The sequence below is a fragment of the Verrucosispora sp. WMMD1129 genome (assembly GCF_029581255.1).
Classification (GTDB): domain Bacteria; phylum Actinomycetota; class Actinomycetes; order Mycobacteriales; family Micromonosporaceae; genus Micromonospora; species Micromonospora sediminimaris.
The window spans coordinates 5,748,421-5,774,177 of record NZ_CP120741.1 but is presented as its reverse complement, the minus strand read 5'-3'; the positions used below and the strand labels follow the sequence as shown (position 1 = coordinate 5,774,177).

At 68.9% G+C, this 25,757-nt stretch carries 20 protein-coding genes and 2 CRISPR repeat arrays (1 of these 22 running past the window's edge); of the genes, 4 read left to right on the top strand and 16 right to left on the bottom strand.

Annotated features, from left to right (window positions below; genetic code table 11):
• Positions 1-261: 261 nt before the first annotated feature.
• Positions 262-1,383, bottom strand: coding sequence for a 5-methyltetrahydropteroyltriglutamate--homocysteine S-methyltransferase (locus O7624_RS26855; protein WP_282237760.1), 1,122 nt, complete (start codon positions 1,381-1,383; stop codon positions 262-264).
• 563 nt (positions 1,384-1,946) lie between these two features.
• On the opposite strand from O7624_RS26855, the gene O7624_RS26850 reads away from it, so the two are divergent.
• On the top strand, positions 1,947-2,612 hold the full coding sequence (locus tag O7624_RS26850) for a hypothetical protein (RefSeq protein WP_282237759.1): 666 nt from the start codon (positions 1,947-1,949) through the stop codon (positions 2,610-2,612).
• Between the two features lie 189 nt (positions 2,613-2,801).
• Here O7624_RS26850 and O7624_RS26845 read toward each other — a convergent pair whose 3' ends face one another.
• The 4 genes from O7624_RS26845 to O7624_RS26830 all read right to left on the bottom strand — a co-directional run bounded on the left by O7624_RS26845 (position 2,802) and on the right by O7624_RS26830 (position 7,229).
• On the bottom strand, positions 2,802-3,236 hold the full coding sequence (locus O7624_RS26845; RefSeq protein WP_282237758.1) for a hypothetical protein: 435 nt from the start codon (positions 3,234-3,236) through the stop codon (positions 2,802-2,804).
• Positions 3,237-3,279: 43 nt separating this feature from the next.
• Complete coding sequence (locus O7624_RS26840; RefSeq protein ID WP_282237757.1) at positions 3,280-5,412, bottom strand: hypothetical protein; 2,133 nt, start codon at positions 5,410-5,412, stop codon at positions 3,280-3,282.
• A 4-nt stretch (positions 5,413-5,416) separates the two neighbouring features.
• On the bottom strand, positions 5,417-6,088 hold the full coding sequence (locus O7624_RS26835; protein WP_282237756.1) for a hypothetical protein: 672 nt from the start codon (positions 6,086-6,088) through the stop codon (positions 5,417-5,419).
• Between the two features lie 307 nt (positions 6,089-6,395).
• On the bottom strand, positions 6,396-7,229 hold the full coding sequence (locus O7624_RS26830; RefSeq protein ID WP_282237755.1) for an IS5 family transposase: 834 nt from the start codon (positions 7,227-7,229) through the stop codon (positions 6,396-6,398).
• 87 nt (positions 7,230-7,316) lie between these two features.
• A CRISPR array of direct repeats spans positions 7,317-8,258; the repeat unit is 29 nt; unit sequence CTGCTCCCCGCGCACGCGGGGGTGATCCC.
• Positions 8,259-8,478: 220 nt separating this feature from the next.
• Here O7624_RS26830 and O7624_RS26825 point away from each other — a divergent pair.
• Positions 8,479-9,780, top strand: coding sequence for an IS256 family transposase (locus O7624_RS26825; protein WP_282236516.1), 1,302 nt, complete (start codon positions 8,479-8,481; stop codon positions 9,778-9,780).
• 16 nt (positions 9,781-9,796) lie between these two features.
• Here O7624_RS26825 and cas2e read toward each other — a convergent pair whose 3' ends face one another.
• From cas2e to O7624_RS26780, 9 genes are read right to left on the bottom strand one after another with little or no spacing between them, the layout of a single operon-like run.
• Positions 9,797-10,159, bottom strand: a complete 363-nt coding sequence (gene cas2e / locus O7624_RS26820; protein WP_282237754.1) for a type I-E CRISPR-associated endoribonuclease Cas2e — start codon at positions 10,157-10,159, stop codon at positions 9,797-9,799.
• On the bottom strand, positions 10,156-11,127 hold the full coding sequence (gene cas1e / locus O7624_RS26815) for a type I-E CRISPR-associated endonuclease Cas1e (RefSeq protein WP_282237753.1): 972 nt from the start codon (positions 11,125-11,127) through the stop codon (positions 10,156-10,158). The genes cas2e and cas1e overlap by 4 nt, the downstream gene beginning before the upstream one ends.
• Complete coding sequence (gene cas6e, locus O7624_RS26810) at positions 11,124-11,801, bottom strand: type I-E CRISPR-associated protein Cas6/Cse3/CasE (RefSeq protein WP_282237752.1); 678 nt, start codon at positions 11,799-11,801, stop codon at positions 11,124-11,126. The genes cas1e and cas6e overlap by 4 nt, the downstream gene beginning before the upstream one ends.
• 2 nt (positions 11,802-11,803) lie before the next feature.
• Positions 11,804-12,505 carry a type I-E CRISPR-associated protein Cas5/CasD gene (cas5e, locus tag O7624_RS26805; protein ID WP_282237750.1) on the bottom strand — a complete coding sequence of 234 codons (702 nt, stop codon included), beginning with the start codon at positions 12,503-12,505 and terminating at the stop codon, positions 11,804-11,806.
• Positions 12,502-13,626: a type I-E CRISPR-associated protein Cas7/Cse4/CasC gene (cas7e, locus tag O7624_RS26800; RefSeq protein ID WP_282237749.1), complete on the bottom strand. Its 1,125-nt coding sequence runs from the start codon at positions 13,624-13,626 to the stop codon at positions 12,502-12,504. The genes cas5e and cas7e overlap by 4 nt, the downstream gene beginning before the upstream one ends.
• Positions 13,623-14,297, bottom strand: coding sequence for a type I-E CRISPR-associated protein Cse2/CasB (gene casB / locus O7624_RS26795; RefSeq protein ID WP_282237748.1), 675 nt, complete (start codon positions 14,295-14,297; stop codon positions 13,623-13,625). Before casB ends, cas7e begins: the two co-directional genes overlap by 4 nt.
• Positions 14,294-15,955, bottom strand: coding sequence for a type I-E CRISPR-associated protein Cse1/CasA (gene casA / locus O7624_RS26790; RefSeq protein ID WP_282237747.1), 1,662 nt, complete (start codon positions 15,953-15,955; stop codon positions 14,294-14,296). The genes casB and casA overlap by 4 nt, the downstream gene beginning before the upstream one ends.
• Before the next feature lie 34 nt (positions 15,956-15,989).
• Positions 15,990-18,836 (bottom strand): CRISPR-associated endonuclease Cas3'', encoded by a 2,847-nt coding sequence (locus tag O7624_RS26785; RefSeq protein WP_282237746.1) that lies wholly within the window; start codon positions 18,834-18,836, stop codon positions 15,990-15,992.
• On the bottom strand, positions 18,833-20,932 hold the full coding sequence (locus tag O7624_RS26780) for a UvrD-helicase domain-containing protein (protein WP_282237745.1): 2,100 nt from the start codon (positions 20,930-20,932) through the stop codon (positions 18,833-18,835). Before O7624_RS26780 ends, O7624_RS26785 begins: the two co-directional genes overlap by 4 nt.
• 258 nt (positions 20,933-21,190) lie before the next feature.
• Between O7624_RS26780 and O7624_RS26775 the strand changes: the two genes are divergently transcribed.
• Entirely contained in the window at positions 21,191-22,486 is a 1,296-nt protein-coding gene (locus O7624_RS26775) for a serine/threonine-protein kinase (RefSeq protein ID WP_282237744.1), read from the top strand.
• Here the strand turns inward: O7624_RS26775 and O7624_RS26770 are convergent.
• The gene (locus tag O7624_RS26770) at positions 22,422-23,006 is read right to left on the bottom strand and encodes a hypothetical protein (protein ID WP_282237743.1); all 585 of its coding nucleotides are present in this window, start codon (positions 23,004-23,006) and stop codon (positions 22,422-22,424) included. The two genes, O7624_RS26775 and O7624_RS26770, sit on opposite strands and share 65 nt — an antisense overlap.
• A 168-nt stretch (positions 23,007-23,174) precedes the next feature.
• On the bottom strand, positions 23,175-23,345 hold the full coding sequence (locus tag O7624_RS26765; protein WP_282237742.1) for a hypothetical protein: 171 nt from the start codon (positions 23,343-23,345) through the stop codon (positions 23,175-23,177).
• A gap of 89 nt (positions 23,346-23,434) precedes the next feature.
• Here O7624_RS26765 and O7624_RS26760 point away from each other — a divergent pair, with 89 nt between their 5' ends.
• A complete protein-coding gene (locus O7624_RS26760; RefSeq protein ID WP_282237741.1) occupies positions 23,435-25,528 on the top strand; it encodes an N-6 DNA methylase in 2,094 nt (697 codons plus the stop codon).
• Positions 25,529-25,752: 224 nt separating this feature from the next.
• A CRISPR array of direct repeats spans positions 25,753-25,757; the repeat unit is 28 nt (it continues 1,851 nt past the right edge of the window).

Below are 25,757 nucleotides of genomic sequence, written 5' to 3'. Positions count from 1 at the left end.
GGCGGCAGACCCGGTGGCCTATTGGGCAAGCGCAGTACCTCCTGCGAGGCGCCCCGTCCGGAGCCCATGGTTGCCGCATAGCCTGCAGCAATGACTGACGGGCCGGCTCGGTTTGGTGGACGCAGCGACGTCATCCTGGCGGTGGTCCTGGACTGCGCCGACCTGGATCGCTCGGGACCTTTCTGGTGCGAGGCGCAACGATCCCCAACCGGACACAACGCATAGACCAACACCAGAGATCTCCGACCGCCCTCTGAGCGGTCAGCCCCAGATTTCCTCTGCGGTTTCGGCGATCAGCCGGAGTTTGGCGACCTCTTCGTCGTAGGTGAGCACGTTGCCTTCCACCGTTGAGGAGAAGCCGCACTGCGGGGAGAGGCAGATTCGGTCGAGCGGGACGTATTTGGCGGCCTCGTCGATGCGGCGCTTGAGGGTGTCCTTGGATTCGAGGGCGCCCTTCTTCGTGGTGACCAGGCCGAGGACGACCATTTTGCCGGGCGGGACGAAACGCAGCGGGGCGAAACCGCCTGAGCGTTCGTCGTCGTACTCCAGGAAGAAGCCGTCGACGGCCAGCTCGCTGAACAGGGCTTCGGCGACGAAGTCGTAGCCGCCTTCGGCGGCCCATGAGGAGCGGAAGTTGCCGCGGCACATGTGGGTGGTGACGGCCAGGCCGGCGGGGCGGTCGGCGATCGCGGCGTTGATCTGGCGGATGTAGCGCAGGTGCTGGTGTTCGGCGTCGTCGCCGCGTTCGTTGAGCAGCTGCCGCTGAGCGGGGTCGTTCAGGTAGGCGAGGCTGGTGTCGTCGAGTTGCAGGTAGCGGCAGCCCAGGTCCGCGACGCGGCGGACCTGTTCGGCGTAGGCGGCACTGAGGTCGGCCCAGAACTGCTCCTCGTCGGGGTAGACCTTCGGGTCGATGGCCGCGCGGCCGCCCCGGTAGTGGACCATGCTGGGCGACGGGATGGTCAGCTTGGCGGTGACGTCGTCATCCACCTCGTTCGCCAGGAAGGTGAAGTCGTCGCCGAAAATCGTCTCGGTGAGCCGGACCGGGGCGTCGATCGCCAGCGCCGCCGACTCGAAATCGAGCTCGCCCTGATCGTTACGGAAGTGCACCTGGATCTTCTCATCGGTGGGACGAATCCCCCCTAAACGGTAGATAAAGTCCATGTGCCATGAGGTGCGCCGGAACTCGCCGTCGGTGGCTGAGCGCATACCCACGTCGCGCTGCATGCGGATCACGTCGCGGATGGCCTCGTCCTCGATGGCGCGCAGCTCGTCGGCGCTGATCTCGCCGGTGGCCATCTGCTCGCGCGCTTTGAGCAGAAGGGCTGGGCGGAGCAGGCTGCCGACGTGGTCGGCACGGAACGGCGGGGTATCGCGCAGCGTCATCGTTGATCCTTCCGTGGAATTACCCCGCTCGATACGCTACCGCTTGCAAGCGGATCAGGCGATGGCGCCCGCGGGCCGCAAGGGCGATGTCTCCGGCTAGGCAAGCCAGCGGCAAGCCACAGGCACCGGGTCGACATGCCGGGGTACCGCCGCGCCGAGCAGATCCGCCGGCTTCATCCAGGCGGGCCGGGGCGGCTGCTCCGGCTCGGGCTCGGCGGCCGGCCGTGGAATCCGATCGAAGAATTCACAATGGCCCTCCGGTGCACATCCCGTCGTGATCGGTCGGTGGCGTCAGGCGGTGCCGGACAGAGTTCGCTGACGGTGAGTAGCTGCGGCCGATCAGGGCATTCTTGAATCGGATGCACGCTCTTCGGCACGACCGCGCGCCAGGCTCTGCTGTCCTCGGTCACGTACCGCAACGCCCGATCTGCGGCATGTCCGTATACTCGATCTTGCAAAGAATGTGCCAAGCGATAGTGTGTCCGCCGCGACGAAGCCGCGCTTCACCGTGTTCTGGTGGTAGTGGCTTGCTGCGGCCTGAAGCCGATCGTCATCATGCCGTCGTGGGGTCGGACTGGTTCTGGGAACTACACGTGCCGGCGGCGGCAGAGCCGGCTCTTCGCGAGCTGTACGCCTTGGCGGCCTGCCATGGCCTGCGCCCGCAACGCCCCGACGGGCTGATCAACCTGTTCACCAACCCGGACGGCGACGCACGCACGGTAGACGACCCGCAAGCGGCACTCGACGCCATGGCGACGGGCACCGCGGGTGGCCAACTGTGGACCACTGACGGGGTCGATGTCTTCGTAGCGTGGCGGGCGGGGACTCTCACGTGGGCGCTGGACGCGGTGTTCTGTCACCGTCGCCCAGTCCCAGAGGCCGACACCTTCCGCGACCTGCACGCCCGGCTGACCAGCCTGTGGCTTGAAGCCGCCGAGCGACTGCAGGCCGATGTCGGGCGGATTCTCGACGAGTGGTCATCCGAGCAGGTGTGGCACCTCGACATCCACGACGGCTCTCACCCTGCCGGTGGTTGGCCCGCAGAACTCGGCTGGTGGACCTACCTCGGCCCCGATCGCCACCTGCCACCGGCACCACTGCCCGAGATCATCGCCCACACACGACGGCTCCCCAACGGCGCCCTACTCGTCGAACTCCTCAACGACCCGGCAGCCGTCGACCCACTCCGCTACCAAGACATCCACACCCGCTGGCTCCAAGCACCATAAACCCACCGCAGACCCCTCTGCGTCACTGCGAGTTCCACAGCACGGAGCGCGGACGGCGGCACGAGCGGGATGCCCAGGAGCTCGACATGACGTTTGAAGTGGTCGAGCGTGACCCCGCAGCACCGGCTGTGCTGTCTTCCCTCGCAAGGTGGCGCCAGTTCGTCGGCCATTTGCTGGCTGACGTGCGGCTCACTGCACCGTAGTACCGCCAATCGGCGGAGTGAAGGAGCGGAATCGTTGAATCTCCTGGATCGAGGCAGCGTGGAGCAGCTCGACCGCGCGGCGAATCTCTGGTCCGCAGGCTACCTCGGGCAGGAGCTGCGCTCTCAGGAATATGTGAATGTCCTTGTTGGAGTGGCCGATCACGAGGAAGGAACCGTAGCCGATTTTCCCGGCCAGCAAGCAGATCAATTCGTATAGGCTCGATGGGGGTGTCGGGACGTCAAGAAGAATTGGTGCCTCAAGGTTAACTATCAATGATCCGTCTGGGAGACGAGCGATCTTGCAGCCGATGGGGTTCCCCGGCATGTAGACCATGACTGAACCAAATTCGTTAACTACGACGTTGCTAAAAGCCGCTTCCAGGCTCATCTTGATCGCGTTTCGAATCTCGTCTTCATTCATCCGTGTCGTCCCCGGGTGGCTGTATTGGGATCTACTAACAGGCTTAGAAGGAGATGTGCTGCAGTCGTTGGACAGCCGTCTTGGCCATTTCGTGCGCTCCCGCTCCCGCGCCATCTGCCGCTTGGTTCAGGACCGGCAGTAGAAATCCCTTGAGCGCGGCCAGCGACCGAAGCACTTTGCTCCGGTTCGGTGTCGGCGAAGAGGTCTCGACCAAAAGCTCGTTGGCGCTGTCGCGCGCCCCTTCGGCCTCATCCTCCGGAAGCCCAAACTGCGGTAGTTGGGCGAGAACTTCCTTGACAACTTCCGCGACGCTCTCGTACCCACGTGCGGCACGCAAATCATTCACCTGATTTTGCTCAGCGATACCGTTAATCCAAGACACCTGCCCGCCATGGACACCGCCTTGAATGTTCAGGCCATAGTTGTTCTGTTCGGTCATGTGCACAACCGTCCTTGAGCTGCTGAGCAGGTAGCCCGCCAGAGTGTTATCGCGAGCTAGTGCTTTGTCTGTCCCTCGTGCGGTAAGTCTCGGGCTCGTCCAGCCCTCGGAACCGTCGGCTGCATCCACATAAGCCTCTTGGTAGAGGTAGGCAGCCTGCCTACGGACTTCGTCGTGGCCGAGTGGTTCGCGGTGCAGAAAGCGAAGCGACGAGGATCCGGTCTGAACGAAGATCTCCCAGTCCTCGGGTGCAGCGCCCACCAGCTGCTGGTCATACAACCATCGAATCATCGCCGAGCGTACCGCCGGGGTGCGTACCGCCGGGTCGAGCTCTTGTTCAGCCTGTTTGCGGGCGCTCATTCCCGAGGGCGGCAACCGGTCGGCAGCTGAGGCATAGGCGCCAACGATCTTGGCCGCTGCCGAGACGGCAAGCTGTCGGAAGCGGACCGGCACCCAGACTGTCACACCCGTGTCGCGAGTGGTCACGCTGGCATAAGGGCGTCCGGCCCGACCCAATACATAATCGCCACGCAGCAGATGACCGTTTTCCCACCACGACGGCAGGCTCGGCGGGTTGACGCCGTCCGCCAAGCGCGCGTATCCCGGCGCAAGGCCATCCACCAGGCGAGCAAGCGACGCCATCAAGGGATGCATCACCACCAGCGCCGAGACGCCGAGCCGTCCTCCGGACTCGGTGATTCGCCTTAGTTGCTCCGCACTCGTCGCGCTGAGGCCATGTGGATACCCCGAGACGACGATCACGTGGCGGGCCTCGGCAAGTGCGCCGGCCTGCCGGTTGTAGTCGTCCAGATCCGCATGTCGGCCCCGCAGGCAGTGCTGTTCGATCTGCGTCATCCGCTCGCTGGCGCGGCGCAGCGCCTGCTCGATGTCGTCGGATTGGGTCCACACCTGTTCATCGATCACCCGGCTGTTTGAGGTCACTAAGTCGAGCAGCGGACCGGCGCTCTGTCCTTGGTGTAGGGTGTCGATCCAGGTCAGCCGCAACGTATTCGGTGCGGCACGGGACATCTGGTCGACTATGACGGCTTGCACGGCACGGCACGCGGCCTCCACCGGAAAGTCACGGTCATCTGGCTGGAAGATGACGCTCCGCTCGCCACGATCGATGCGGGGGACTACGGCCCAGGGGCGGTCGGGCAAAACCTCCAATTCCATCAGCCACCGGCATTCCTGCGTCTCGTCGCGCTGGCCATCTCCCTTGTAGCTGTCCTGTGGGAAGACATACGCGGGCAGACGTGACGCCGGACCAGGGTGTACTTGTCCCACAATGGGTTCCAGAACATCGAGCTCGGCCGGCAAAGTCTGAGCCGCCAGTCGGGCAGCCTCCACGGCGTTCTGGACGGATTGCCGCCATGCCTGCGCGAGGCGATCGAACTCGGCCGCCAGCGCGGCACCACCGTCCGCCCTGTCGCTTGCGGCGCGATGACTTCGTCGGATCTCATCCTGGATGAGGCCGTAAACCCGCTGGGTCGCGACCTGAGCGTTGCGTAGATGCCGCGACGTGGCGGAGCTAAGCGTGCGTGCCGACAGGTCGGACAGGACGGCCTCGTTCGCTTGCTGGAGGTCACCGGCCCGTTTCGCGGCCGCCGAGAGAGCCTGTACCAGGCTGAGGTTTCGCTCGACGACGTAAGAGGCAAGCGCGTCACAACGGAACGCGGCGGCCGCCGCGCCTCGGGTGTCTCCGATGTCTAGAGTGGTAATCGCGTCCCCTTGCAAATCTCTAGCCCAACATCGCGAGGCGGCGATGAAGCTGCAACGCCGACTGTTGAAGAGACTCGGCAGTCGGACTGAGTGAACGCCACGCCGCGTGAGGCGCTAGAGCCTGAACCGAGATGATCTTCGCTTCGGCGTCACCCGGACCGGACGCCCAATGCCGAATGTAGGGAGCAACCCCGTCTAGACTGGCTAGGAGCGCGATTGCGGTCACGCCAGCCAGCGCCACATCCGTCCGCGCAGCCATGCACGCATCGAGGTTGGTCGACGCGGCGGCGTTGGCCACGGCACTACCCGCCGACTCCGCGCATACTCTGCTCGCTGCCTCTCGGGCCGCCGCAGCGGCTGCCTCATCGTAGGCGTTGCCCTTGTACTTTGCGATCGTCTTCTCGGCCTCTGCCGGAATGCTCTCCAAGACGCCGACGAAGTTTCCCGCGGTCTCGGCTGTGGGGAGGTCAACGATCGGCGGCAACCCTTCGAGCTTGACCGCTAGCTCCTCGCCGACGCCGTCGACATATCTCGTCCACTGAGGAGTCCAGCTTCGGATTAGCCAGTCGAGCGATATAAAAGCGCGCCGACTCTCGCTGGCCTCTGAGGAATCAACTGGACCGTTGAACCCGGACCAGATGGCCGAGCGCTGGCTCTCCGGCAGTGCGCTTTCGAGCCCGGCCGACAGCACGTTAAGAAGCGCTGATGCCGACTCCGGTCGCCGGGGTGCCGGCGGTTCCACAACGTGGCGAGGCGTTACCGGCTGCGTGTTCCGTTTCCTAAAAAGCGCCACATCTTCCTCCCATCTCCAGCGCGGGCGATCGTACTCAGACGATCACCGGCGGAACTGTCAGGTAGCTGACGTGCGTTCCACTCTCGTCCAAAACGCCAAGTCGGCCACCCGCTAGCGGCCTGAAAGAGCGCACTCGACGGCACTGTGGGACCAGCCGTTCGGGGGTAGCCAACGCCCACTTAGTGCGTGTTTGAGATGGAGTTGATCAGGTCCTGGTGAAGGTGCGGCGGGGTTGCCGGCGGGCGGGTTGGCCGCGGGTGATGCGGCGGGTGATGCCGGCGATGGCGGCCCAGCGGATGAGGGCTGCGGAGATGGCCGGGTGGCGTTCGTAGTCGCGGGCCAGGCGGCGGCAGGCGGTGAGCCAGGCCAGAGTCCGCTCGACCACCCACCGACGTGGGTGGACGGCGAAGCCGCGCTGGTCAGCGGGTTTACGGACGATCTCCAGGGTGGTGCGCAAGGTGTCGCGAGTCCAGTCGACCAGGCGGCCGGCGAAGCCCTGGTCGGCGTAGACATGCCGGATCGGGCTGATCATGTAGGCGCCCAGCAGGGCGGTCTTGGCACCGTCGCGGTCCTGCCAACTCGCGGCGAGGACGGTGACGGCGACCAGCAGTCCCAGGGTGTCGGTGACGATGAACCGCTTGCGGCCGTTGACCTTCTTCCCGGCGTCGTAGCCCCGACTGTCCCGACCCACGGTATCCGCGCCCTTCACCGTCTGGGAGTCGATGATCCCCGCCGACGGGTCCGGCTGACGGCCTTGCTGCACCCGCGCCTTGACCCGCAGCGTGGTCAGGAGCTTCTCGGTGACGCCGGCTTCTTCCCACCGGGTGAAGTACCAGTACACCGTCTGCCACGGCGGCAGATCCGCCGGCAGATAGCGCCACGGACACCCCGACCGCACCACGTACAAGATCGCGTTCACGATCTCCCGACGCGGATGCTTCTCCCTGCGGCCGTCCGTGCTCGGCTCGGGCAACAACGGCTCGATCAGCGCCCACTGGGCGTCAGTCAGGTCCGAGGGGTAACCGCGACGTGCAACCACCGCGCCACCCTGCCCGCCCCGGCAACAGATGTCACGCCGCCACACCGTCCACAACAGACCTTCTCAAACACACTCTTAGCACCGGCCCTGCTCCCCGCGCACGCGGGGGTGATCCGGCTGGCACACCAGCCATAGGTGGAAGCTCTGACTGCTCCCCGCGCACGCGGGGGTGATCCCGCCCCGGACCACGTCCGGTAGCCGTAGGACGTCTGCTCCCCGCGCACGCGGGGGTGATCCCATCCCGGACACCGCCTACGGGTCGATTGCGGCCTGCTCCCCGCGCACGCGGGGGTGATCCCTCAGCGCACCGCCCTACTCAACCGGGCCGTCGCTGCTCCCCGCGCACGCGGGGGTGATCCCACGCGGCCCCCGGACAACTCCTACGGCCTGTGCTGCTCCTCGCGCACGCGGGGGTGATCCCCGGTAGCCGCCGCCGCTCGACTGCAAATCCCACTGCTCCCCGCGCACGCGGGGGTGATCCCCGGCGGGTGTTCTCCGCCGCGTACGGCTGGACCTGCTCCCCGCGCACGCGGGGGTGATCCGCGGCCCCGGGGAATCGACACCCTAGAGAAGAACTGCTCCCCGCGCACGCGGGGGTGATCCCGCGACGGTGGGTCGGCTGCGGTGGACGGTGCCCTGCTCCCCGCGCACGCGGGGGTGATCCCGTGCGGGTGGGCGTGTCGACCTCGCCCAGCTTCTGCTCCCCGCGCACGCGGGGGTGATCCCTTGGTGCGCAGGAAGGCGTGCACGGTGTCGATCTGCTCCCCGCGCACGCGGGGGTGATCCCAACAACACCGTCGCCCAAATGACCCCCAGCGCCTGTTCCCCGCGCACGCGGGGGTGATCCCGCCCGCCGCGCAGTGGTCGACCTGGCCAACCTCTGCTCCCCGCGCACGCGGAGATGATCCCCATTGGGGCGCCTGGATGACCACGAGGCGACTTGCTCCCCGCGTACGCGGGGTGATCCCGCCCAGCCGGCCTACCAGACGGCGAACAAACTCTGCTCCCTGCGCACGCGGCGGTGATCCTCTACGTAGCTGTCACTCATAAAATCGCCTCACTGCTCGCGGGGTGATCCCGATACGGCGACATGACTTCGGCGCAGAAAGGTTACTGAGAGTTCAACTGAGTTCGTCTTCTTCACCTCGTTTCGCGATCGCCGCCGAGGTGCGGTCGTTCTCCCGAGAACGGCGTCCGAAGCGGGACTGTAAGACGAACGGTGTAACTCCTGATCAAGGAGCAGCACCTGATGTCTGATGGATCGATGGCCGCCGTGGATACTGCCGCGGTGGCGAAGAACGGGCCGGGACAACCGGCGGAGGGTCTCGACGGGGAACTCGTCGCCCAGATCGTGGAGCAGGCCCGTGCGGCGGGTCTGCAGCTGACCGGCGACGGCGGTCTGTTGCAGCAGCTCACGAAGCGAGTCCTGGAATCAGCGCTTGAGGGCGAAATCACCGATCACTTGGGCTATGACAAGGGCGAGCCGGCGGGCAGGAACGGCGGGAACTCCCGCAACGGTGTGCGGGCCAAGACGGTGCTCACCGATGTCGGCCCGGTCGAGATTGACGTGCCGCGCGACCGGGATGGGTCGTTCGCGCCGCAGATCGTCCGCAAGCGGCAGCGTCGGTTGTCCGGTGTGGACGACATGGTCATCTCGCTGTCCGCCAAGGGCCTGACCACCGGGGAGATCCAGGCCCACCTCGCCGAGGTCTACGGTGCCGACGTGTCACGGCAGACGATCTCGACGATCACTGACAAGGTTGTCGAGGGCATGACCGAGTGGCAGAACCGGCCTTTGGACCCGGTCTACCCGGTGATCTTCCTGGACGCGGTGCACGTGAAGATCCGTGACGGGAAGGTCGCCAACCGGCCCATCTACCTGGCCCTGGCCGTCACCGTTGACGGCACCCGGGACATCCTCGGGCTGTGGGCCGGTGACGGCGGTGAGGGCGCCAAGTTCTGGCTGCAGGTCCTCACCGAGCTGAAGAACCGCGGTGTCGCGGACGCGTGCATGGTGGTCTGTGACGGACTCAAAGGGCTGCCCGACGCGATCGGCGAGGTGTGGCCCGAAGCGGTGGTGCAGACCTGCGTGATCCATCTGCTGCGTGCCTCGTTCCGGTATGCCGGCCGGCAGCACTGGGACGCCATCGCCAAAGCCCTGCGGCCGGTCTACACCGCGCCCACCGAGCCGGCTGCCAGGGCCCGGTTCGCCGAGTTCACCGAGGCGTGGGGCGGCAAGTATCCGGCGATCGTGCGGCTGTGGGAGCAGGCGTGGGCGGAGTTCGTGCCGTTCCTGGCCTTCGACGCCGAGATCCGCACCGTCGTCTGCTCCACCAACGCCATCGAGAGCGTCAACGCCCGCATCCGCCGCGCCGTCCGCGCCCGCGGCCACTTCCCCAACGAGGCCGCCGCGCTGAAATGCGTCTACCTGGCCGTGATGAGCCTCGACCCCACCGGGCAGGGCCGCCGGCGCTGGACCATCCGCTGGAAGCCAGCCCTCAACGCCTTCGACATCGCCTTCGAAGGACGCCTGTCCGCAGGCCGCAAGTAGCCGTCAACAACCCGAGTTACACCGTTCGTTTGACAGACCCTCCGAAGCGGCGACGCTTTGATGCCTTGCTCCAGCCCCGAGACAGGGCCGGGTTGTAGGTCTTCCGGTCGGTGGGTCGACGGATCAGCGTGATGCCATCGAGGTCCACGGGCTGCCAGTGGTGGTCGTGGACCTGGAAGCACAGCCGTTGTTCACCTGGCTGCTGATGGACGAGCAGGGCCCGGCCAGGCCCGGCCATCTCGACAACCTTGCCCCAGAGACGTTGCCGGATTCGGCTGTTCACGTGGCCCACGTACACGCCGGCGGAAATTTCGAGCAGCCACTGAGTCAGGTGGCCGCGCAGCCCTTCGGGACAGGCGGTAAGGATAATGACGGTCATAAGAAGTCGGCTCCACCGCCGTAGTTGCGGCCGCTGGTGAGTTCGTGGCCGCTGTCGTCCCAGAGGCGTACGGTGTCGTTCTCTGCTTCCTCGTCGAGCCACTCCTCGTCGATCGGCCCGGTGGGGCCAGGGCTGAGCAGCAGAGTGCGGATGTCGCGTACGCAGCGGTCGAGGAGGGCACCGTCGTGGATGCGGTCGCGGACAGCGCGGCGGGTGTCCGCGCCGATGTCGGTCGAGCCGCTGGCGGCGATGTCGAAGGCGACCGGGATGGTGATGTCGGCCTTGTAGAGGTCGGCGATGTCGTAGACGAAGGATCGGTCGTGCCCGGTGTGGACGAAACCGAGGCCGGGTGAGGCGCCGATCGCGACGACGACGGCGTGCACGACGCCGTACAGGCAGGCGTGGGCGGCGGACAATGCCTGGTTGACGGGATCGCTGTCGGTGAAGTCGTCCGGGTTGTACTCGCGGTTGTTCCAGTTCACACCGGTCCGCTTGGCATGTTCGCGGTAGCTGCGGCGTACTCGGGCTCCCTCTTTGCCGCGGAGTTGCTGCATGGTGAGGGCGGTGGTGTCTTCGCCGGGGAAGCGCATCCGATACATTTCCCGCGCGACGTGGAGCCGCCGGTCGCGGTGCGTGACTGCGGCGGCCTGGGCGACGAGTAGTCGGCTGGATCGGGCGAGGGGGCGTCCGTGGGCGTAGTAGCGCACGCCGTGTTCGCCGACCCAGACCGCGGTCGCGCCGTTGTCGGCGAGCAGCATCATCGCTTGCTGGGTGATGCTGGTGCCCGGTCCGAGCAGGAGCACGCCGAGGGTGGCGGCCGGGATGTGGGTGACGCCCTTGTCGTCGGTTGTGGTGATCGCGTTGCTGTCGCGGTGGATGACGCAGCGTTCGAGGTAGATGAAGCTGAGCCGGTCCTGCGCGCGGTTGAGGTCGGCCAGTTCCGCCGGTGGGACGCCGGGGATCTTCACTGGCGGTCCTGGACGGGAGCGAGGGTGAGCAGGCCGCAGCCGTACGCCTTGGCGTGCCCGATCCCGCTGGTCAACGCGCGTCGGAAGGCTTCGGCGTCGAGGACCTGGAGGATGCCGTCGTAGGTGGCCGTGGTGAGGGTGACGGTTCCCATGCCACGTTTGAAGGACTGCGTCTGACGCCTGTGCAACCGCAGGTTGGGGCGGCCGTCCTGCTGTGTCGCGAGGGCGAAGCCATGTCGTTCGGCCCGCCCGAGCAGCCATGCGGTTTGTTCGTGCTCGCGGAGGTATCCGAAGCGTTGCGTCTCCTTCGCCTCGGCGGTCTTTCGTCCGCTGTGGGTCGGGTTGGCGGTGAGGCGGAACGCCCACTCCTGGCCCGGTCGCAGCGAGGCGAGCAGGCCGTCGTACTCCCGGGTGGTCCAGGCTTCGTCGCTGGTGGGCCAGCCGGCCTGCTCGACCAGGTGGGTGAGGTCGGGTCGTCCAGGGCTGACGATGTAGAGGTGGACGGTGGCGGTAGCCGGGGTGTCGAGGCGCCATAGCGTGCGGGCTGCGGGGCGCTCGTAGTCGGCGGCGTCGGCGAAGGCGGCGCGGACGGCCGCGTGCATGGCGTGCGGCGAGGCGAGCAGCTTGCGGGCGTTGCGGCGGGCGGCGTTAATCTGGAACCGGGTGAGGAACATGCTCAGCCTCCCAGCAGGCTCAGCGGGTCGTGCTCGGCGACACCGGCCCGCTCGACGAGGTCGTTGGTGACGTCGACGTGCCGGCGCACCACCGACCGCCAGGTGTGTTGCCGATGTGCGGGGTCGAAGCTGACCGGCTCGTCGGGAACCGTTTCGGTGACCGGCTCCCCCGGGCGCGCATCCCGGATGATCTCCAGGCGGACGGTGTGGGCGGCCTTCTTGCGGTGCCAGGCGGCGGCGAGCCAGGGCCACTGGCTCAACGCGTCGTCGAGGGTGTCGTCGTGGACGCCGAGGTTGATCGGGCCGACCGGTGGGCAGGATCGACGGCCGAGGTAGAGGGGGAACTGGGGGCGGTCCAGAGCCTCGGCCAGGCCGGTCAGTAGGGTCCGTTCGCCGCTGACGGCGGCGAGGAAGACCGCGTCGGACAGGTAGAAGCGGTAGGTCAATGGTGCGCTGCGGCGGCCGTCGAGGGACCGTGCCGTCTGGAAGTCGCGCAGGATCTGACCGGGCTGGTCCAGGCGTACGCCGAACTGGAGGCCCAGCAGGTCGGTGAGCGGTTCGGTGCGTCGCATGCCCTTGGCGGCGGCGAGCAGGCCGATGACGCCGCTCTTCGTCGGTGCGACCTCGGTTCCCCGTCGGGCGAAGCGGCTGGACGAGCCCCACGATTGCAGTGGGCCAGCCAGTTTCAGCAGCAGCACACTCATGCCGGCTGCCCGAGTGCCACAGTGACCTGCTCCCCCACCCCGGTGACGAGTTCGCTGAAGGTGACTGCCTTGCCCAGGTCGGCCAGGACTGCGGTCCGCTCGCCGACCTGGGTGACCCAGCTGCCGACGGGCCGTTCCCCGTAGGCGCTCTCGACCGCCACGGTGTGCTTCGCCAGTGCCTCGGCGGCCAGTTCGATGCGTCCGGCGGCGTGGGTCTCCCGGATGGGTGTCTCGAAGGCGCCGACGAGGTTGATCGGCTGGGTGTCGCGCAGCCGGACCAGCACGGCGTCGGGGAGCGTGCGGTGGGCGAAGGTGTTCTGCTTTCCGGTGGGCATGCTGCGGGCGAACGCGGTCAGGAACGCTTCGACGGCGGCCCGGGTGGCAGTGGCGTCGCCGAGGGTGCGGTGCAGGGCGTCGACGTCCACGGTGGCGTACCGGTACAGGGTGGAGGAGTTGAATTCGACGGTGCCGATCATGCCGGCGCCGGTTTCGGCGGCGTCGGCTTTGCGGTCGTCAACGGCGGTGAAGTAGTCGAACTCGTTGTCGACGGCGTGGACGCTGATGGCGTGGGAGACCTGGCAGGCGGCGTCGACGTTGATGTCGGTCATGTCGGCGACCATCCGCCCGAACATCGCGATGTCGACCGAGTGCTCGGAGTCGACGAGCGCCTTGAACCGGGCCTTGTCGAGGGTGCCGCCGGTCTGCGCCGCTTCCAGCGCGGCGGCGGCGAGGTTGTCCAGTTGCCGGTGGCTCAGGAACAGCAGGTAGCCGGACTCGACGTCCTTCAGCTCGCCCTTCTTCTTGTCGGCCTTGGCCAGGCCACCAGCCACGAAGGTGTCGGCAGCCAGCGCCGACGCTGCTTCCTCGGACATGCTCGGGTCGAGCGCCCGAATCCGCCCGGCGAGGGACTCCCCCACGCGCTTGGTCCGCTCGCCGAGCTGGGAGCGGTCGAGCAGGTCGGCGAAGGAGAGCCGGATCGCCCGCTTCCACGCCTGGCTGGACACCCGCGCACGACGTACGCCCCCGTAGACGGCGGTCTTCGGTGAGCCGGTGTCGTCGCGGTTGAGGTTGCTCGGCGGTACGGTCTGCAGGGCGTAGATGTCGATGATGGTGCGGCTCATGACGGGTCCTCCTCGGAGTTGTCGGTGTTCGGAGCGTCAGCGTGGGTGCTGGGTCGGCTGCGGAAGAACTCCCGTCCCCAGATCGCCTGGATGGTGGGGCGGCGGTCAGGGCGGCGGAGGGTCTGGAGGTCGTCGGCGAGCAGGCCGTAGTCGAGTGGGATCTGGTGTTCCCGCAGCATCGTGATCAGGCTGCGCAGGTGGTAGATGCTCTCGGGGTAGGTGCTGGCGGTGCCGAGGGCGGCGAACCGTCGCCGTACCCCGTCCGGCCCCGCCGTTCTGCGGACCAGGTCGGCCATGGCGTGGCCGAGCCCGCGTCCGTCGGCGTGCATGCGTTCCCGGCGGGACTGCTGGTGCAGCGAGTACAGGGTGACCGCGTCGTGGGCGGCCTGTTCGGCGTCGGTCGGCTCGGTGTCGTCGGCGGGGCGGTGACCCAGCAGGTGCTCTGGCACCTGCACGTACCGCTCCAGGGTGAAGTCGAAGCCGGGGGTTCGTCCGATACCGCGCCGCAGCCGCGCGAGTGCGCTGACCGCCTCGGGTTGCGGCACGGTGCTCAACGCCCGCGCCTGGAGGTGGCCGACGGTGCGGGCGACGTGCTCGCCGAGTTCCCGGCGACGCCGGTACCGCACCTTGTGGGGTGGGCCCGCCGGATCGGCTTCCACTGCCGTGGTCATGCTGGTTGCTCCTGTCTCTGCTGCGGGGATTCGACCCCCATCGGCAACGCCTTGGCCAGACCGGTGCGGAACCACGCCTCGGCCTGGGAGCTGGAGTAGTGGACATCCCGGCCGGCGCGGTCGGTGCCGGTGCGGCCGACCCATGCCGTCGGGCCTGCCGCTTCCACCAGCCCGGCACCGAGCCGGCTGATGGCCCGCCAGACCAGCCGTTGCCACTGGCCCCGCTCGGCGGCCGGGTCGCTGTCCGGGCCCAGGCGCGCCAGCCAGTCGCGGAACTGCCGGTCCAGCAGGGCGTACGCGCGCTCGGCAGCGCGGTCGGCGGCGCCACCCTCGGTGTCCCGGCTACCGGCGGCGCGGGCCAGGTTGTCGGCGAGGCGGCGCAGCACGGTCACTGCGGCCTCGGCGTCGCCGGCCGCGTCGACTGCTGTCGCGCGCAGCGCCGAGTCCGCCACCAGTAGCAGCACGTTCATCGTCAGCGCATCGCTGAACACCTCGTCGACAACCGACTGCTTGGCGCCGTAGGTGATGCTCACGGCACGGGTGCGGGTCTGGAAGTCGGTGCCGACGACGCCGGTGACGGTGAGCCGGGCCAGCCACTGCACCACCATCGGCGGCAGCCGCTGCGGCGGCTCACCACCGGGCGGTGGCGGCGCGGGCAGCAGGGTTTGCAGCCCGCGCCACAGGGCCCGGCCGTGGTCGTGCGGTCGGGGCAGGTAGATCGGGGTGCGTTTCTGGTCGCGTTCGCGGGGTGCGCTGCGACCCCAGACGCTCAGGGGTTCCAGCAGGTGCCGGTCCTGCCATTCGATCCGGTCACCGTTGGCGATCATGGCTCCGGTGATGCCGTCGGCATCGCCGAACAGCCGGATGCGGCGGGACTGCCAGGTGTAGAGGCTGAGCAAGCCGTACGGGCCACGCGTCGAGGCGGGTTCCTCGGCGGCGGTGTGCGGCTCGCGCTCCCACACCGGCAGGTCCCGCTCGTCGCCCGACTGCCAGCCGGGAGCGAACGGCACCAGGTTGAGCAGCAGGGTCTCTCGCAGGTTCGCGCCTTCCAGGTGGACGCCGCCCAGCCACCCGACCGATCCCGCGCCGATCGGATAGCCCTTGCCGTTCTTGGCCTGGGGGTCACCGACCGCTCCGGTCTTGATGCCGGAGGTGTCGTACGCCTGGCAGTGCACCACCCAGCGGGCCGCCTCCGCCGGGCTGATCGACTCCATGCCTGGTCCGGCGCGGGTGGTCAGGAACGGCATCCCGTTCGGTACGTCGGCGATCAGCCGTTCCAGGCCGTATGTGTTCTCCTTCGCCGCCCGCAGGTCGGCGACCTGGTAGAACGGCTGGTGCGGATGCAGCAGGTCGAACCTGTCTCGGAAGGCGTCGAGATACTCGGCGATGTCGGCGGTCGGTAGTTGACGGCCCCGCCACAGCGTGCGCCAGGCGGCCTCCACCGGCGGACCGTCCGTGGCGCGGTGCAGGACCGCTAACGCGAGGCGCAGGATCGCGAAGCTCTGCGTGGGCAACTCGCAGGCGATCATGCGCAGGTCGTTGGCCTTTTCGAACAGGTCGCGCAGGGACACCTCGCGGCGGGTCCCGGCGATGTCCAGCACCGGAATCCACGCCTGGTCAACAAGCGAGAACCCGGCGGGCTGTGGTGCTCCGGTCACCGGTATCACCTCCTTATTCGCAGTCGGGTGGGACTCAGGTCGTGGCGCGGGTGGTACGTAACCCTTCGTCCGGGTCGTAGTGCAGGTCGAAGCCGGCCACCGATACGGTCCCGTCGGCGTTGATGTCGAGCACGAGTTCGCCGGCCAGCCACGGGCTGTCCTGCCAGGCGCGGAGGTCGTGGCGCTGTTCCAGTTCGGCGATGACCTCGTCGATGAGGTCGGTGGCGGTCATCGCTCGTGGCAATGGCAGGGTGCAGCGGGCGATCATCCGAGGTAGCGGACGTCGGGGAAGACTGTTGGTCGGCACCGGTACGCCGCCGCCGTCGATCCATGGGGGGAGGATCAGGCCCTGCGGGGTGCGTACCAGGAGTAGGACTTCGAGGGTTTCGGCGTCGGTGTCGCGGACGTGGCCCTGCGCCACGCGTTCGTTGGCGTCGCCGACGCCGCCGGAGAGCCAGCCGATCAGGGGTACGCCTGGTTCGGCGACGGCGGCCAGGCGGAAGCTGTCGGCCTTGGACTCCTTGGTGGCGATCTCGTCGCGTTGTCTGGCCTCCGCCTCGGCCATGGCGGGCTGCCAGGACTCGGGGCCGACCGGCGTGTCGCCGTAGGCGGTCTGGGTGATCGGCGCGATGTCGCGCGGCAGCCGCACCGGCACGCCGTTCAGGTACGGCAGGAGAACGGCGGCGCTGCGCAGCAGGGTGGCTGGCTGGTAGACGCGCCGTGATCCGCTGACCGGCTGGGGTAGTTCGACACTCCAGTCGGCACCGGTGATCCAGCAGGTCGCCTCGGTGAGCCGGGCGGGTCGGTCGGCGCGGGGGTGGCGGTGCAGCCGGCCGATACGTTGCAGTATCAGGTCGACGGGGGCAAGGTCGGTGATGAGCAGGTCGAAGTCGATGTCGAGGGACTGCTCGGCGACTTGGCTGGCCACCACGACGTGCCGGTGCGGGCGGTTGCCGGTGCTGCCCGGTGGGCCGAAGGTGTCGCGCAGCCAGCGGTCCTTGGCGGCCCGGTCGACGGCCATGAAGCGGGAGTGCGCCACCGACACGGGTGTGTCCGGCCCGAGGGCCGTCCGTAGTGCGGCGGCGGTCTCCTGGACCCGGGCCACGGTGTTGCGGACGACGAGGGCGCAGCCGCCATCGGTCAGCTGGTCGCGGAGCAGGTCCACCAGTGCGGGCAGATCGTCGGGGAGCCGCCGCAGTGTCACGTCGATGCCCCGTCCGGAGTCGCCGCAGCTGATGGCGGTGGCGCCGCGCTTGTCGGTGGAGACGGTCACCAGGGGGTACCGCAGATCGGTGCGCAGTGGCGCGTACGGGTCGATGCGTGGTGTGCCCCGGTCTCGCCAGGTCAGCGGCGGAGGTGGGCCGAGGCGGCCGTCGTCGTACGCCTTCATCAGTTCGGCGCGTCGGTGTGCCGGCAGTGTCGCGGAGAGCACGACCACCGGTACGCCGTACGCGCCGAGCCATTCCAGCGCCCGGTCGAGGAACCGGCCCATGTAGACGTCGTAGGCGTGTGCCTCGTCGATGACGACGACCTTGCCGGCGAGGCCGAGGTGGCGCAGCACGAGGTGTTTGCTGCGCAGCGCGGCGAACAGCAGCTGGTCGATGGTGCCGACGACGAAGCTAGACAGCATCGTGCGTTTGGCGCCGGCGAGCCAGCGGTGCACGCCGATGTCGGCGCCTCCGGCGTCCTCGCCGATGCCGCTGGGCAGCGAGGTCGTCCGCAGGTCGTCGTAGTCGGGGTTGAGGGCGGCTTTGCCGTGGGCCAGTCGCACGTCACGGTCGCCCCGGCCGACCTGTGTGTCGGGCAGTTGGCGTAGCCAGGACAGCATCCGGCCGAACATGGCGTCGCTGGTGGCTCGGGTGGGCAGGGCCAGGTAGCAGCCGGATGCCCCGGTGCGGCGGGCCAGGATCTCGACCGCCGCCAGGGCCGCTTCGGTCTTGCCCTCCCCCATGGCCGCTTCGACGATCATCATGCCGGGCGTGGGCATGGTCTCGGCCAGGTCGGCGGCGGTGCGCTGCACCGGGCGTGGGGTCGCCCCCGCCGGTAGCGCGAACCGTGCCGTGAACAGCTCGTCGACGCTGGCCGGCGCGGCGGCGGGTCGCCAGAGCACGGGCAGGTCCACCAGTTCCCACCCGGTGCGTAGCCGATCTGTGTCGCTGCCGGTGAGCAGGTAGGGGAAGTACTCCTCGTTGCTGGCGATCCAGTCGGACACGATGACCAGGCCGGTGAGCAGGGCCTGCACGGGTTGGGAGAGGGCGACGTCGCGCCAGTCGGCGAGCCGGTCTCCGGCGCCGGACCGGTGTGTCATCCAGGTCAATAGCTCGTGCTGGACGGGCCGCCACGCGTCGCCGCCGAGCAGGTGGGGGCGCACCCGCACGTCGCGCAGGCCCATGTCGGTCGGCGGCACGCCGTGGTGCCCGCCGACGACCACCGCGTACGGGTGCGGGTCGGCCCAGTCCTGCTCGTGCAGCCAGTCGGCCAGCAGCACATGCCCGGCGGTGGCATGCGGTGCGTACCTGCGGTCGGCGCTGATCAGGTCCCGCTGGTAGCCGAGTCCGTGGTCACGCATCCGCTCCGCGAGGTTGTACGCCTGGCAGGCGAAAGCGGGGGTGGCCTTGCCGATGTCGTGGATGCCGGCGAGCCAGACGATCAGGGCGCGGGCGTCCGCTTCACCGGCGGGCAGCTCGTCGGCGATGCGGTGCCGGGCGGCGCGGCCCAGCCAGTGATCCCACAGTTGTCCGGCCACGTCGGCGGCGTCCGCCAAGTGTCGCCACAGCGGAAGCCATCCCACCGGCGAAGTGCCCCGGCGGTCGGTCTTGCCCCAGACCGTGCGTGCCGCCGCGCCCAGCGGTGGGGCGTCGGCGCTGATGCGGGCGTTCATCGGGCCACCGGCAGCAGCGGGCTCGGCGTGCCGCTGTGGGACAGGTAGAGCACGTCCCGAGCCCGGGTCAGCGCGACGAACAGCAGGCAGCGCTCCCGCTGGAGGTCCTGCCGGTGGGCGTGGGGATCCTCGGCGGCGGAGGTGAGCGCGTGTGGTGCCGGCAGCACGCCCGCATCGAGCCCGACGACCGCAAGGCACTGGAACTCCAGCCCCTTCATCCGGTGCATGGTGGCAACCCGCACCCCGTCGGTGCCGCGCTTGTCGTCGGCGACGGGGATGTGGGCGTCGCTCAGGATCCGGCCGACGGTCTTGACCAGTTGCCCGGTGCGCACGGCCACCCCGACCGCGTGCGGTTCGACGCCCTGGTCGAGCCAGGCGCCGACCCGCTCGATGAGCGCCTCGCACTCGCCGTCGCGGCTGACGTGCGCGGCCAGTTCGGGTCTTCCGCCACGGGTGACCGACCGGTAGCCGCGCAGAGTGTCGTCCTGACCGTCGAGTCCGACGGTGGCGTCACCGCCGAGGACCTTGACCGACAGGTCGAGGATCTCGTGGGTGGTCCGGTAGTTGACGCTGAGCCGGCGGGTGCGGCCCCGGACCTCGATGCCGAGTTGGGCCAGGGATACGTGGCTGTCGTAGATGCGCTGGTACGGGTCGGCGAGCAGGAACATGTCGTTGGGGCCGGGTGCGGCCAGCGCCCGCAGCAGCCGCCACTGCGCCGGGTGCAGATCCTGTCCCTCGTCGACGACGACGTGCCGATACGGTGCCGGTGCGTGGCGGGCGATGGCGGCGGCGTCGTCGGCGAGCTGGGTGTGGGTGCGCAGCCGCCGTTTGGCCAGCTCACCGGTCACTGTCTCGATGACGGTCCACACCTGGTCGCGCTGCGCGGCGCGCAGGCCGGCGCCGCGTCCCCGGCGGGTCGCCTCGCGGTACGCCTCCCGGCTGGTGACCTGCTGGGCCAGCACCACCTGCTCCCACTCGTGGCGCAGGAAGGCGGGGCTGAACGTGGTGACCTGGCCGGCACGGTTGAGGTAGGTCGGGCCGGCCTTCGCCGCGGCCTCCCACAGCTGGTCGACAACCTCGGCGTCGGCGACGGTCACCCGACCGCTGCCTCGGGTGACGATCTCGTAGGCGAGCTTGTCGACGCTGATCACGTCGATGCGGGCGCGTACCGCCGGGTCGTCGGTGAGCCGGTAGAGCTGTCGGGCGAGGGCGTCGGCGAGGGCACGGGTGAACGTGGTCAGCAGGACCTTCTGTCCGTCTGGCAGCCGCTGGGCGAGGAACACCGCCCGGTGCAGGCCGGTCACGGTCTTGCCGGTGCCGGCGCTGCCGGTGACCAGCGCGGGCCCGCTGTAGGTGTCGCGGTAGGCCACGTCCCGCTGGGTCGGGTGCAGGAAGGTGCGCCACACGTCGAACGGATGGGCGAGGATGGCCGCGAGTTCCACCGGCCCCGAAACGAACGCGATCCGCTCGGGGGTGCGTCGCGCCGCGGTCAGCAGGTCGTCGGTGTCCACCCCGGACACGGTCCGGTCGGCCAGTTCCGCCCAGACCTCCTCGACGGACAGCCCACTGGCCAGGCCCAGCAGCACGTCGAGTTGGCTCTCCGGCAGGCGTCCAGCCAGGCTCTCGAGCTGCTTGTCGGTGGTGATGACCCGCAGCAGCGGCAGCAGGTCCTCGTCCACACCGAGCCGGGTGAGGTCGGCGATCGAGACGTGGGCGAACAGTCCGGCGCTCGCCGGTGCCGGCTCGGCGCGGGTGAACTCCTCGATGCCGACCTGGTCCCGCATCTCCAGCACGCCCAGGGTCTGGTTGACGGTGAACCGGCGGCTCACCGCGAAGGCGATGGCGTCGTCGTGGGGCAGGACGTCGAGCAGCGCGTACCTGTCCTCGCCGAGCGCGAGCACCACCCCCCGGTAGAACTGGTCGATCCGGATGGTGCGGATGTTCGGATCCCGCGCACCGGTCAGCTTCTCCAGGTGCAGGCCCGCGTGGGTGTGCTCGGCGAACTTGCCGATGGCGGCGTCGACAGCGCGCTGCACCCGGCGTTGCAGCCGGGCGTAGGCGGGCAGAAAGCCCCGGCCGATGGCCAACTCAGCCATACATCCCCCGATGACGGGCACCCTGGGCGTGGCCAGGAGCAAGGTGGACGAACTGTCGCGCGCCGGACACGACCGGCGGCCTGGTTCACGCAGCATGGACGGCGGCACCGAGCGCTCACCGCCACGCATCGAGCCCATGATGCACCTTGTGAACTGTGCTTGCAAGGGTACTTCCGTGGGCAATGTTCACCAGAGTGGATGCGGCGTGCCGAACGGATGTGTCCGACGGTGACCGCTTCGGTCGTTATGCTGAGCCCCGTGGTGCCTAGCACGAGCCTCAAGGACCGCTATCGGCTGGCCCGATATCCGTTGGCCCACAAGGGAATGAGTGAGGTCTGGCCGGCCCATGACGCGCTGCTCGACCGGCCGGTGATCGTCAAGTTCGTCGCTGCCACGGACCTGGATCTGGTCCGCCGTTTCCGCCGCGAGGCACTGCTCACCGCCCGCCTCGACCACCCCGGCGTACCCGCCGTCTACGACCTCGGCGAACACGCCGGCCACCCCTACGCGGTCCTTCAAAAGATCAATGGTGTCGCCCTGTCGGACCTGGTCGCCGAACACGGTCCACTCCCGATCGGCTGGGTGGCCGCCATCGGCGCCCAGATCAGCAGCGTCCTGCTCGCCGCCCAACGACTCGGACTCGTGCACCGCGACATCAAGCCCAGCAACGCCATGCTGGAACCGAGCGGCGCGGTGAAGGTACTCGACTTCGGCCTGGCCGCGATCCCCAACGACGACCGCTACTCCCGGATCACCCAGAGCGGGCAGGCGCTCGGCACGATCGGCTACATGGCACCGGAGCAGATCCTCGGCCAGCCAACCGACCACCGCGCCGACCTGTACGGCCTCGGAGCCACCCTGTTCGACCTGCTCACCGGCAGCGCACCCTTCGACGACCTGACCACCATGACCACCGTGCGGCGGCAGGTGGCCGCCGCCCCGCCCCGGCCCGCCACGCTACGACCCGACACCCCGGCGGTCCTCGACGACCTGGTCCACGCGCTGCTGACACCCACCCCCGACGACCGCCCGGACAGCGCCGCCGACGTCTACCGCGTGCTGGCCCCGTTGGCTGCGGATCTGCCGCCGATTCCGGGCGTGTTGGACGAGTCCGTCACCGCGGTCCAGGCGTACGCGGCGATCGTCGGGCGCACCCCGCCCCACCACGGGGCCGCCGCCGCACCTGCCGGCGAGCCGTCCGATGTGGAACTCGACAAGGCCATCCGGCAGGCTGAGCAGATGCAGGCCGCGGGCAAGTTCCGCGCCGCCGCCAGGCAGTGGCGACGGCTCGCCGAGCACCGGGCCCGCCAGCACGGCGACGACGATCCCCTGGTGTTCGATCTTCGTCTGCGTGCCGCGCGTACTCATCTGGCGCTCGGCGAGCGCGACCGGGCGGTGCGACAGCTCACGACCCTGCTGGAGAGCCGGGAGCGGGTGGACGGGCCGGATCACCCGGCCGTGCGGGAGCTACGCGAGGAAATCGTCCGGCTCAACGCGGAACGAACCGGCTCGCTTGCGCTGCCGCAGCAGTACGCACCAGACGCGGATCGCTGAACAGCCGGGGCAGCAGCGCCGCCTTCTGCTCGGCGAACCGGCGACCCCCGTAACGGAAGATCTGGGCGCAGTTCTGCCCGCGCGTCTCGGTCGTCATCGCCTGTACCGCCAGCGGCGAGTACATCGTGCTGTGCTTCAACCAGGCCGCCTCCTCGCCGTGCCGGTCGAACCCCCGGCCACTCGCCGCGTGCCCGAACACGTCGTGGACCGCGCGGAACATGTCGTTCTCCCCGTCGCTGAGATACGGGTGGGGGTTGTCGCTGGCCGCACTGGCGAACACCTTCAACCGGCGCTGCCGCACGTCGTCGATCATCGACTCGACGTCGGGATACGGGTCCTCGTCGACGATGCGCACCGTCACGCCCAGGCCACCGAACTCCACCCGCCCCACCAGGAGGTGGTACTGCGCGACGGTCTCCCGGCAGAAGGCCGCGTAGGCGGCGTAGGCCCGCTCGTCACGCTGCGGGGCCGCCACATACGCGTCGGCGACGGCCGCGCCGACGACGGGGTCAAGGCGCACTCGCGCGTACGCCTGGGACGGGGTGCCGGGAGCGTAGCGCCGCGCGCCGCGACAGACGTACGCGACCGGCGGGAAGCACGGGGACGCAACGGGTGAGGGCGTCGGTTCGCGCAAGGGTGTTCATGGTCCTCCTCAGATCGACGGGATTCGGCAGGTGCGGATAAGTGGTCAGCGCGGCGTCAAGCTGTCCCGCGCCGGCTGCGGGTAGGTGCCCTCACGCGTCTCGGTGCGCTGCTCGCGGCGGAGCATCTCGCCGAGCATCCGGATCTCGGAGGCGCGACGGGCCTGGCAGAGCTGGGCGATCTTTCCGACGGTGGTGCTGCGCCCACGACGTGGCATGGAAACCTCCCGGGTGTGAACTGATCGACCGGAACTGTAGCGCCTGTAAACCGGGTACACAATCTCGATCATTATGCTAACGTTCACGAGTGACAACAGAGCCGACCCTGGCCCCGAGCGAGACCACCCTGACCGCCAGCGGCATCGCCCGGCTGGCCAACGTCGGCCGGGCCGCGGTAAGCAACTGGCGACGGCGCTACGCCGACTTCCCGACACCCGTCGGCGGCACCCCGGCGAGCCCGTCCTTCGACGCCCGCGAGGTGGAGCACTGGCTACGCCGACACGGCCGGCTGCACCAGGCCGGCACCAACGAGTGGGCCTGGCGACACATCGAGAGCTACCAGCCGGCCGCGCAGATCAGTCACGCGCTCGGCATCGCCGGCGCGCTCCTGCTCGTCCGCGCCGACCAGGCCCCCACCCCCCACGCCGGCCTGCCCACACCCCGGCAACTCATCACCCGGCTGCACGCCCTCGACCCGGCGGTGGCCACAATGGTCGACCCACTGCTGCCGAAACAGTGGACCGCACAGCTCAGCACCCTGCTCGGCACCGTCGACCAACTCGCTGCCGAACAGGGCCCGGAAGCGGCCTTCGAACACCTGCACCACCGCTACGTCTCCTCGGCCCACTCCCTGTCCGGCCTGGCCGGAACACCGGACACCGTCGCCGAGATGATGCTGGCCCTCGCCGGGCGAGGCGACGTCACCTTCGACTTCACCAGCGGCACCGGGTCGATCCTGCGGCTGGCCGCCGACCGAGCCCTGACACGGGGCACGGCAACCCGGTGCTACGCCCAGGAAATCAACCCGCAGTACGCCCTGATCACCCTGCTGCGGCTGTGGCTGCTGCACCTACGCGTCCGACGCAGCGTGCCCGACGCCGTGCCACCCGTCGTCCACGTCGGCGACAGCCTGCTCGCCGACGCACTGCCCGACCTGCGGGCCGACGTCATCGTGGCGAACTTCCCCTTCGGCGTCCACGAATGGGGCCACGACAAGCTCGCCTACGACCCCCGCTGGACCTACGGCCTGCCCCCACGCACCGAACCCGAACTCGCCTGGGTACAGCACGCCCTCGCCCACCTGACACCCGGCGGCACCGCCGTCGTCCTCATGCCCCCGGCCGCCGCATCGCGCCCCGCCGGCCGCCGCGTCCGCGCCGAACTGATCCGCCGTGGCGCGCTACGCGCCGTCGTCGCCCTACCCGCCGGACTGATGCCACCCACCGGCATCGGACTGCACGTCTGGGTGCTCACACAACCCGACCCACACCAGCCACCGGCCGGCGACCTGCTCGTGGTCGACACCACCGCCGCACCCGACCGGCCGCTCACCGACACCGTGGCCACGGCATGGAGCGCCTACCGCTCGACCGCGTACGCCGAACTGCCCGGCGTACACCGCACCGTGCCCGCCATCGACGTCCTCGACGACCAGGTCGACCTCACCCCACAACGCCACCTCCCACACACCAGCGACCTCACTGCCGACCCGACCCAGGTCATCGCCCACATCAGCGATTTCGACCAGCTCCTCGACCAGCTACGGCGCGGTCTGCCGGCAGTACGACAGGCACCGGACATACCCCTACGCGACGCCCCACAGGCCGACGTCGCCGACCTCGTCCGCTCCGGCAGCATCTCCGTGCACCGCGCCGCCGCACGCAGCCGATCGACGGGCGCCACCGCCACCGCTGTCGTGCTGACCGCCGCCGACATCCTCTCCGGCAGCCCCGCCACCGGCACGACGACCCGCACCGCCGACGACGAACCAGGACCGGAGATACGCCCCGGCGACATCCTCGTCCCCGTCATCGGGCGCAGAATCACCGCCCGGGTGGCCACCCCAGAACAGGTCGGTGCCGAACTCGGCCCCGGCACCCAACTGATCCGCGTCGACACCACCCGCTTCGACCCGTGGTTCATCGCCGGCGTCATCTCCCGCACCGACAACCTGCGCATCGCCGGCCGCGCCGCCAGCACCGGCAACGGGGCCATGCGCATCGACGTTCGGCGACTGTCCATTCCGGTCGTGGCACTCGAACAGCAGCACGCGTACGGCCAAGCCTTCCGCCAACTCGTCGAGTTCCGCGCCACCCTGGAACGAGCATCAGCAACCGGAGCCACACTCGCCCGCGAGATCAGCGACGCCCTGACATCGGGCACCCTCGGCCTCACATCCTGATTCAACTGACCACGATGGAGCTGGGCGGTCGGCAAACCAATAGCGGCGACCAAAACTGGTCATCCCTGAGCAGCCGTCTGAACCGGCCGCGCCCGGTACGCTGCTCTCACCGCACCTCAGCACTGAGGCGTCGCCCTTGCAACACAGTCCGCAAAGAGGCGATCTTGCGAAGCAAAGTGAATGAAATCGGAGTAGTTGATCTATAGCGCCGCAGGTCAAGAAGTCTGCT

Excerpts from the sequence above, each read along its gene's own strand:
- O7624_RS26855 (WP_282237760.1), bottom strand. The coding sequence starts at position 1,383 with ATGACGCTGCGCGATACCCCGCCGTTCCGTGCCGACCACGTCGGCAGC.
- O7624_RS26845 (WP_282237758.1), bottom strand. The coding sequence starts at position 3,236 with ATGAATGAAGACGAGATTCGAAACGCGATCAAGATGAGCCTGGAAGCG.
- O7624_RS26825 (WP_282236516.1), top strand. The coding sequence starts at position 8,479 with ATGTCTGATGGATCGATGGCCGCCGTGGATACTGCCGCGGTGGCGAAG.
- cas2e (WP_282237754.1), bottom strand. The coding sequence starts at position 10,159 with ATGACCGTCATTATCCTTACCGCCTGTCCCGAAGGGCTGCGCGGCCAC.
- cas6e (WP_282237752.1), bottom strand. The coding sequence starts at position 11,801 with ATGTTCCTCACCCGGTTCCAGATTAACGCCGCCCGCCGCAACGCCCGC.
- cas5e (WP_282237750.1), bottom strand. The coding sequence starts at position 12,505 with ATGAGTGTGCTGCTGCTGAAACTGGCTGGCCCACTGCAATCGTGGGGC.
- cas7e (WP_282237749.1), bottom strand. The coding sequence starts at position 13,626 with ATGAGCCGCACCATCATCGACATCTACGCCCTGCAGACCGTACCGCCG.
- casB (WP_282237748.1), bottom strand. The coding sequence starts at position 14,297 with ATGACCACGGCAGTGGAAGCCGATCCGGCGGGCCCACCCCACAAGGTG.
- O7624_RS26785 (WP_282237746.1), bottom strand. The coding sequence starts at position 18,836 with ATGAACGCCCGCATCAGCGCCGACGCCCCACCGCTGGGCGCGGCGGCA.
- O7624_RS26780 (WP_282237745.1), bottom strand. The coding sequence starts at position 20,932 with ATGGCTGAGTTGGCCATCGGCCGGGGCTTTCTGCCCGCCTACGCCCGG.
- O7624_RS26765 (WP_282237742.1), bottom strand. The coding sequence starts at position 23,345 with ATGCCACGTCGTGGGCGCAGCACCACCGTCGGAAAGATCGCCCAGCTC.